This is a genomic window from Paenibacillus campinasensis (assembly GCF_002272015.1).
Classification (GTDB): domain Bacteria; phylum Bacillota; class Bacilli; order Paenibacillales; family Paenibacillaceae; genus Paenibacillus_AQ; species Paenibacillus_AQ campinasensis.
Map to the genome: position 1 here is coordinate 21,143 of NZ_NPBY01000016.1, position 7,751 is coordinate 28,893.

The 7,751-nt window shown below is 52.7% G+C and carries 8 protein-coding genes; 2 read left to right on the forward strand and 6 right to left on the reverse strand.

All coding sequences use genetic code 11. The features are described 5' to 3' along the window. Window positions 1-24: 24 nt before the first annotated feature. Window positions 25-1,029: a CobW family GTP-binding protein gene (locus tag CHH67_RS05800; protein ID WP_095264083.1), complete on the reverse strand. Its 1,005-nt coding sequence runs from the start codon at window positions 1,027-1,029 to the stop codon at window positions 25-27. A 237-nt stretch (window positions 1,030-1,266) separates the two neighbouring features. On the opposite strand from CHH67_RS05800, the gene CHH67_RS05805 reads away from it, so the two are divergent. After that, a complete protein-coding gene (locus CHH67_RS05805) occupies window positions 1,267-2,112 on the forward strand; it encodes a heme ABC transporter ATP-binding protein (protein ID WP_095264085.1) in 846 nt (281 codons plus the stop codon). Between the two features lie 61 nt (window positions 2,113-2,173). On the opposite strand, the gene CHH67_RS05810 is transcribed toward CHH67_RS05805, so the two are convergent. Next, the gene (locus tag CHH67_RS05810) at window positions 2,174-2,740 is read right to left on the reverse strand and encodes an NADPH-dependent FMN reductase (RefSeq protein ID WP_095264087.1); all 567 of its coding nucleotides are present in this window, start codon (window positions 2,738-2,740) and stop codon (window positions 2,174-2,176) included. Beyond that, the gene (locus CHH67_RS05815) at window positions 2,737-3,486 is read right to left on the reverse strand and encodes a hypothetical protein (protein ID WP_176475503.1); all 750 of its coding nucleotides are present in this window, start codon (window positions 3,484-3,486) and stop codon (window positions 2,737-2,739) included. Before CHH67_RS05815 ends, CHH67_RS05810 begins: the two co-directional genes overlap by 4 nt. A 262-nt stretch (window positions 3,487-3,748) precedes the next feature. Between CHH67_RS05815 and CHH67_RS26120 the strand changes: the two genes are divergently transcribed. Then, window positions 3,749-3,886 carry a hypothetical protein gene (locus tag CHH67_RS26120; protein ID WP_155617660.1) on the forward strand — a complete coding sequence of 46 codons (138 nt, stop codon included), beginning with the start codon at window positions 3,749-3,751 and terminating at the stop codon, window positions 3,884-3,886. 134 nt (window positions 3,887-4,020) lie between these two features. On the opposite strand, the gene CHH67_RS05820 is transcribed toward CHH67_RS26120, so the two are convergent. From CHH67_RS05820 to CHH67_RS05830, 3 genes are read right to left on the reverse strand one after another with little or no spacing between them, the layout of a single operon-like run. Next, a complete protein-coding gene (locus CHH67_RS05820) occupies window positions 4,021-4,569 on the reverse strand; it encodes a Crp/Fnr family transcriptional regulator (RefSeq protein ID WP_176475504.1) in 549 nt (182 codons plus the stop codon). Window positions 4,570-4,621: 52 nt separating this feature from the next. Then, the gene (locus tag CHH67_RS05825; RefSeq protein WP_179292064.1) at window positions 4,622-5,992 is read right to left on the reverse strand and encodes a YcaO-like family protein; all 1,371 of its coding nucleotides are present in this window, start codon (window positions 5,990-5,992) and stop codon (window positions 4,622-4,624) included. Continuing rightward, a complete protein-coding gene (locus CHH67_RS05830) occupies window positions 5,970-7,559 on the reverse strand; it encodes a CocE/NonD family hydrolase (protein ID WP_179292065.1) in 1,590 nt (529 codons plus the stop codon). The genes CHH67_RS05825 and CHH67_RS05830 overlap by 23 nt, the downstream gene beginning before the upstream one ends. Between the last annotated feature and the right edge of the window lie 192 nt (window positions 7,560-7,751).

A 7,751-nucleotide genomic window follows, 5' to 3' on the forward strand; every position in this document is an offset into this window, starting at 1 on the left:
GCGCTTCTTGCTCCTTCATCTGCTTCAGTCGGCCACGCAGGCTGCAAATTGCTTGCGGAACCATTCCTCGTCGAGGTTGCGGCCGATCACGACAAATTCGCTCGTTCGCGTCTCTTCTGGTTTCCAATCCCGGTCCGGGTAAGCGCCGAACAGCATGTGGATGCCTTGGAAGACGACCCTTTTGTTGGTGCCTTTGATATTCAGGACGCCCTTGTAGCGGAAGGTGTCTGTTCCATGATCCACCAGCCATTTGTTGATGAATCTTTCTACCTTATTCAGGTCGAGCGGGCGGGACTCGCGGAAGAAGATGGAGAAAACCTCATCATCGTGATCATGGTGATCTTCTTCCAGGAATCCAGGCTCAAGCTCCAGCTTTTTCTCCAAATCGAATGCGCCGATACCGAGAATGCGATCGATTTCGATCCGGGATTGCTGCGTGCGATATATTTTGGCGGCCTGGTTCATCGAGCGAAGACGCTGCTCCAGCTGTCCGAGGTCTTCTTCGGAGACCAGATCTGTCTTGTTAAGCAGCATGACATCTGCGAAAGCGACCTGTTCCTGCGCTTCATGGCCTTCGTCCAGATGCTGACCGGCATGTCTGGCGTCCACCACGGTGACGATGGCATCCAGTTTATAAAATTCGGAGATTTCCTCGTCTACAAAGAACGTTTGCGCCACCGGAGCCGGATCGGCAAGGCCGGTGGTCTCAATCAGGACGCGGTCGAAATCGGCTTTGCGACGTCCGCCCTGCCCGAGCTTGGCATCCTTCAAATCAGCAAGAATGCGGATGAGATCTCCCCGAACGGTACAGCATATGCAGCCGTTGTTCATTTCAAAGATTTCTTCATCTGCGCCGACGACAAGCTGGTTATCGATGCCGACCTCTCCAAATTCGTTGACGATGACGGCGATCTTCTGACCGTGTTCCGCAGTTAATACATGATTGAGCAGCGTTGTTTTCCCGGCACCAAGAAAACCGGTCAAGACAGTAACGGGAATACGGGGATCATGGGATGTTGTGGTGGTCATTTTTTATTCACTCCTTCATACTTAAATCTTCGTTAATCGTAATTTTTACAATTAAATTATAGAAGTGGATGGTATTAAAGTCAAATCCGGAATGGGATACAGTGGATCAATGGCACCAAAGTGAAATGAATTGAACTGGCTGCCATTTGCGTGTATAATCGTATTAATTACGATTAACAACTGAGGTACACGATATGAGCGAGACAGGTGCAATAACTTCCAGGAGGTGAAACGGGGATGCAAATGAACACTAGAAGTAAAGTCTCGGTGCTGGCTGCAGAGCATTTGGATGTGCGCTATGCGGACAACACCATTGTGACGCAACTGAGCTTGTCGATAGCGCCAGGGAAGGTTACAGCGCTAACCGGGACAAACGGCTCCGGCAAGTCGACGCTGCTGAAGGCCCTGGCCAGGCTGCTGAAGCCTCACCAGGGAACCGTTTATTTGGATGGGGTCGCAATTTCGACCTTATCCTCGGCTGCTGTGGCCCGCCAGCTTGCCGTCTTGCCGCAATCGCCCGAAGTTCCGGCAAGCTTGACGGTCAGGGAATTGGTAGAGCAGGGGCGCTACCCGCATGCCGGTCCGCTGCGAATGTTGAGAAGACAGGACCATGCGGCTATTGATGAGGCGCTCCATCTGACGGGGATGACGAGCTTTCAGCATCGCATGCTCGATACGTTATCCGGAGGCGAGCGCCAGCGGGCCTGGATTGCCCTGGCCTTGGCGCAATCAACGCCAATTCTCATGCTGGATGAACCGACCACCTTTCTGGATGTTCGGCACCAACTCGAAATACTGGAGCTGGTCCGCCGTTTGAATCAGGAAAGAGGCATGACAATTGTCGTGGTGCTGCATGATTTGAATCAGGCCGCCAAATATGCGGATCGCATGATCGTGCTGCAAAAAGGCCGCATTGTAGCGGATGGAGAGCCGGACGAGGTGTTGACAATTGAAACTTTAAGGCAGGCATTTGGCATTCATGCGAACGTCATCCAAGATCCGGAAAGCGGCAGCCCTGTTTTTTTGCCTTACGCGATTGCAAGTGATAACCGTGAGTCCGTGCAAGAAGAGAAACGCGGCTAATACGCGAACGATTTGTCATCGGCAGGGGGCAAGGGTGCTCCGTCAGCTAACATGACTGACTTTATGCTTTCGACTTGCTAGAATGGTGCCTATGCACCGTCACTACGATGTCCCGGCCTAATGCATCCAGAATGGACAACAGTTTCTGTGCCGAGGCAGAGTCAGGCTGTTGAAAAATAATTTCGCTGGCCGGGATTTGGGCATGGATCGGTACGACCCAGCAGCCGCAGCGCAGCAGAATGTTCGACAGGTGGTAGACGGTATTCGAGGCGGAATGATCTGCCGCAACTCCGATCACTCCGGCGATTTTGCCGCGCAAATGATCGGGGCCAAGGAAGTCGAGCATGTTCTTGATGGCGGCAGAATAACTTCCAATGTACTCCGGAGAAGCAAACACCAGGGCATCAGTCTGCGCAACCTGTCGGCGCAGCTCATGTACCGCCTCCGGGTACAGCGACTGATCATCGCGTCCATCGCAAAAGGGCAGGGGAGACCTGCGTGCATCAAAAATGCTCGTCTCCGCCCCTTCCTGCTGTGCTGCCTCCAAACAGCGGTTCAGGGCCAGCTCGGTGCGTGAATTCTGGCGCAGGCTTCCGAGCAAGCCAAGGACATGAATCGGTGGTGTCATAGGCTTTTCATCCTTTCTGCACTTGCCGAGGACGGCAATCTCAATACGGGGTGGTAGATAATCTCTCTTGTCGTCGGAATCAACGTCAGCTGATACCGTTCGGGCGGGAATCCGCGCTTTCGGCTGCGTCCGCTATGCCATTCCTCAAGCAGAAGGGAAATGGTGGCTACGAGCCATTGCTGTTCAGAACGGGAAAAGGGAAGGCCGGGATCACGGATCGTTTCGGCATAGGCCCAAAAATCCTGAAGAACATCAGGGGAGGGACTTGCGGACAAGAGCCGAGTCGTCAAGTCCTTTAGCTGTAAATAAGGTCCCATGAGCGGACCGAATCGGACAAGCTTTCCTTCCAGATAAAGAGGGATCCAAGGAATCCCCGTCGTGAGGAAAGCTTCTTCTGCTTGCTTGAACATATTGCAACGAAAGATACCGGCTGCCACTAGCAAGTAATCTGTAGCCGGGTCAAGCAGCTGGGGCTCCTCTATGGTATCGCAGTGTATGCCGGATAGCGTTAAGAGAACTTTCAGGACGGCGGCTAGATCAGTATGGGCCATAATGGAGGTGCGGATCGGCTGCGATTGCAGGGAAGTTAGCTCTTCACCCTTGAGCTTGGACAGGGCTAGCCGAAGTTCATCTGTCAGCTCTTCTTCCTGCCATTCACGGCTTTGCCCGGCTCGAAGTGCAGTCCAGCTCTTCATCGAGCGGGCTTCTTTAAAATTAACACGTACGAGCTGACCTTGCTCGTTCATATAGTAGCTTCGTCCGTCCTGACCTGTGAATGGTATACAACCCTGGGGAATATCGTACTTGGGCATAGGATCACCTGATCTTCTATTAATATGAAAAGCTATCATCAATCTATATTTTGAGGGCAATTTCAAGAGGATGATGTGTTCGCCGACACCAAAGATGTGTGCTGCACCAGACCGAGCGGACTTATCGGGAAAGGTAAACTTAAGAAGCGGGTGATCGATTCATCGCCTGACAAGACGATCAAAGGAGGGATAACGAATGAAAAAGGAGCTTTTGCAAGCCGAAGAGCAGAGCATTTTTGAAGTTCTGGATCAAGTGAATGCGGCCCCGGTACAGGTAGACCCGCATCATCATGCTCTTGTTCATAATCCTTTTGTTTGGGAAGATCAAGAGTAAGCCGCAAGGTATAGCCAGGGAATGAAAAAAGCTATTCCTCCCGATTCCGGGAGGAATAGCTTTTTGTTAGAGGAAAGTCGGATTCGGAAACGGCTTGCTGAACGGCTTCGATGAAAGAAAATGCCGATGGTCGGTTAAACCAACCTGCCCACTTCCGACGATTGGGCCGAGGGGAACACAATCAGCCGGTTTTTGCCCAGCTGCACATGAGAGATTTGACCTTCCTGCTCAAGCTCATTCATCATTCGAGTGACGGTGGAACGGGTCGAATTAATAGCATTTGCAATATGTTCATGGGTTAGGACAAAAGGAACAAGACGCTGCGTGTTTTTGAATTGAACGCCGAATTGCTGATTAAGGAAGGACAGAAACATGTCCAAACGTTCGCGTATATATTTTTGCCGACAGATCGTCGCAAGCTGCAGGGAGCGCCAGGAATGGGCTCTTAGCTTGGTCAGGAGATGCACCAGCTGCTCTGGCGGCAAAGAAGCTGGCTCCAATGGATGGACGCGAATACGGGATGCAGCCTGGGTCCGGAATTCGTATATGGTGTCCGGCGTGTCGGGAAATTCGGCGGCCATTCCGTGATGAAGGATGTCGGTAAGCGATTGTTGGCCGTCAGAACGCACGCTCCATATGAAGGCGAGCCCTTTTTCGATCTCGTAGACCTTGTGTTGCTCCATCAAAATAATTTGATTGAACCTGGCCTGGAGGAGCATGAATCCACCCCTTTCATTAGCTGTGAGGCAGCGGACGGCGATTGATTTGATGTTCCGTAAGCGGGCCCGTTGTCCAGCGAAGCCTGCAGGGAATGGTATATAGCCTTTCTGGTCCCAGATAGGGAAAGGCAGTTGGCGCATTGGGGACAAGACCCGGTACGATCGCTCTGGTCACACACAGTCCTATATCTTGAATATCCGGCGTTGTCACATCCGCGTAGAAAGCTTCCAGATCAAGCGAGGACAGTTGATGCACCAATGCTTCCATCGTTGCCGGGATTGCTGCATCGGCAGGGAGCATGGCGGTCTCTTCAGCATTCAGCAAGCTTGAGATTTCAGTATGGGTGGCGGGATCCATGTAGTATTGAGAATTCAAGTAGAGATCGACCATATCCCGGTAATCGTCCCGGAAGGCTGATCGGTAGCTGCGATCTGCACGATACGGCTTAAGCGCTTTGTCGTTCAGGATACCTTGCTGTATGGCATTCCAGGTCGGGCTGTCCGGATCAAGCAAGTCCAGCGCGATATGATAGGATTGAGCCGCTTCAGCGGCTGCTTTAAGCGCGGCCTCTTCGGCCGAGAAGCGTGCGGCAAACCCCATGCATACGATATGCTGCCGTGAATCATGCAGCAAAGAGCCGATGACGGGAATGCCTGAATCATTTGGAATCGGAAACCATTTGAAGCTTACGGGACTGTCCGCCTGAATGGGCTCCACATAAGACCGAAGACGGGGATACCGACGGACATTCAACGCGGGAAGCGGTACATCAGCTCCCCACCAGATGGCTACCGCATCTCGCTCGATAAGCTCCAGAAGTCCGGAGATGATGGCGCTATTCCGCGTTGCGCCGCAAGCGATGCCGGCATACTGGACAAAATGAGTCTGTGGTTCCCCGCGAAATGCTTCTTGGTGATAGTTAATGTAGACAAGAGAAGCGGGAATCCAGATCCGGTAGCCCCCTGTCAGGGATTCGCCCTCGATCCAATTCATAACAAGATCCCGATCCATCGGTACAAACGGAAATCCCTTGGCTGTATATTGCTGGCGGGAATAGAGGGGAACCTTTAACGGATCGAGCAGCTTGTACCCCTTGGCCGTCAACGTTCTGTAGGAGCCCTTAAGCAGAGGAGCGCCGATGTAATTTCCGCAATAGCGTTCGACTGCTTCGCCGATGGCGGCCAGACGAGCCTTGTCATCATTAAAAGCCGTCCCCCCGGCGATTCGGTCGGAAGGGATGCCTGCCAATATAAAGCCGTCTGCCATTTGTGCACGCCATGAAAAGATTTGACGGGGGAGGTTCGGATGAATCGGCGCAGGCGTCAACCGCGTAATAAAGCCAGTACGTCTATCAATAAGTTGTTCATAGAGAGGTTTGGTTATCATAGTACCACCTTTCCAAAGCATCATCGTGACAGGGCAGTATGAATTGGGAGGGGCGTGCAGCGTCGTGCCAGATCGTTTGATCTGCCTGGACAAAGGCCGACTGTTGGAGCGAATCCCCTATCGTGTTCAATGAACGGGCATATTCGGGAAAACAGCTGCTGCTTATCGATATCCGAATTCGGCTCCCGCGCGGCAGCAACTGACATACCGGCTTCAGCGGAATCTCGATCGATTGCTCATTAATGGGTTCCGGAGCAGCTGCGCTTGTACTTCGGGCTAAGCCGCTCGTAATATAGATGACGTTGCCTGAAGGATCAACCTCTGACAAGCAGGCATAGAAGTCGGTTTGGCTCGACGACGAGCTGACCCATAGGTGCACATAGGCCGTACCGGCCACAAGCAGGTCCTCGTTTAGCGCATCGGATGTGTAGCACAACACATCGCTACGGGCATCGAGATTCTGCCGAAAGCTGGGGTACTCCCGTGCGGGAAGAGGGTTTGCAGGATCATACCGATAATGGCTTGGCTGCTCCTGTTTCGGTGTCTGTTCCTGAAGCCGCATTCCTGTTCCGGCCAAATAGAAGACCTTGGTTATCGTCCCGGGCAGCGGCCACGCCGGCGGCGCGATCCAGCGGTTGGCACCCATCGCATAAATCAGCACGGACGGATAACGCAAGGCTTCGCCCTGAAGCGTGTGCCTCAGCCAATTCATTTCCATCCGAGCTAACGGCAAACGGGTATTCGGCCCATAGCTGCGGGACGGATAGCGGGGGGGTTGGTTCACCTCATGCGTCCACGGCCCGATGATCAGACTTTGCGGCCGGGGATCCGCGCGCTCGGATAATATGCGATAATTTCGCAGCAAGGCACCGGTAAAAGCGTCATGCCACCCGCCGATGTGCATTACGGGACTGCGAATATCGGCCAGTCGAATCGTCTCTTGCTCAGCTTCAGGCTCGGTCGCCCGCTGCCAATGAGGGAGCTCCATCGGGAATGCAAGAGGCAGGTCTCTGACAGGTAGATGCCATATGGCATCCGGGCAGCGCTCATACATGTTCCAGAAACGATCCTGCTCGTTAACCTTAGAGCTGCCAAAGCTGGCCTCCCACCATAGTCGATCCAGCAGATGAAAAGCGCCGGATGGGTGAAAGGCGGTTTCGTGCAGCCCCATAGCCGGCACAAGCGTAATCAGGGAGGACGCCAGGGCGCTACCGTCTCCTTGCCCCGCTGCATAAGCGGCAAAAGCGCCATACGAGCTTCCTTCCAATGCGATCTGACCGTTGCACCAGTCTTGGGCAAGGACCCATCGCAGCGTGCTCAGCCCATCAGCCTCTTCATGATCGTAGGGAATCCACCGACCACCGGATCCATAGCGCCCGCGAACATCCTGAGCCACAAAGGCGAACCCTGCGGATGCCCAGCCCTTGGCAGCTTCGACAAACTGCATTTTGTCATATGGCGTTCGGGTGATGATCACGGGAAATGGGCCGTCTTCAGCCGGCAGCACGATCAGGCTGGACAGTTGAACTCCGTCGCTCGCCGGGATGGTCATGAACGAGATATTCACAATTCCCCTCCTCAAAAAAGACTTGTCAAATTCACCAATAATCGTAATAATTACCATTAGTGATATCGATTTTATATCCTATTTTCTGGAAAGTCAAATTTGCAGCTAGAACAAAAGCCAATTTATTTTTTTGTTAAATTGTAATAATTACACTTTAAAAGCGTAATTATTACGAATATAATAGGATCGATA